Consider the following 661-nt stretch of genomic DNA (forward strand, 5'->3'; position numbering starts at 1 on the left):
CGTGCCGCCGGCCGATCTCGCGGCGCGGCTGTCGAACGGCCTCGCGCTGCGCGTCGCCGTCGACAACAATCACGCGGCCTCGGCCGGCGTGCCGTGCGCCGACCTCGGCGCCGACGGCGCGGCCTGCGCGACGGGCCGCCTGATCCTGCAGAACCGCGGCCACCAGGTGATCGCCGACGGCGGCTGGAAGCTCTACCTGCACAGCATCCGCCGCCTGCTGCGAATCGATCGCCCCGGCTTCGCGCTGCGGCGGCTCACCGGCGACCTCTACGAACTGACACCGCAACCCGGCTCGGTGCGGCTTGCACCGGGCGAACGCATCGAACTGCCGTTCGTCGCCGAATACTGGCTGCTGCGCTACAGCGACGTGATCCCGCGCCCGTACGTGGTCGTCGATGGCGCGCCGCCCGCCGTGCTCCGCTACGACGACACCGACGACGAGCTGCGCTACGTCGAATCGCTGCCGGCCGACGCGCAGAACAACTCGACGGGCAACGCGCCGCCCGTGGCCGCACGGCCCGACCCGAGCCGCGCGCTGCCGAGCGTGAAGCGCGAGCAGCCGCTGCCCGGCACGCTCGAATTGCGCGGTGTCGAGCTCGCCCTGCCCGATCTGCCGGACGCGCAGGTCGCGGCGCTGCGCGAACGTGCGACGACGCTCGGG

Annotated in this window: 1 protein-coding gene; it reads left to right on the forward strand. The window is 73.7% G+C overall.

Translation table 11 applies throughout. From position 1 onward, the window contains the following. Position 1: 1 nt before the first annotated feature. A partial coding sequence (locus tag DPV74_RS41705) for a carbohydate-binding domain-containing protein (RefSeq protein WP_205572001.1) occupies positions 2-661 on the forward strand: 660 nt, incomplete at its 3' end.

Source organism: Burkholderia sp. HAN2018 (assembly GCF_024704855.1).
GTDB classification, from domain to species: Bacteria; Pseudomonadota; Gammaproteobacteria; order Burkholderiales; family Burkholderiaceae; genus Burkholderia; species Burkholderia cepacia.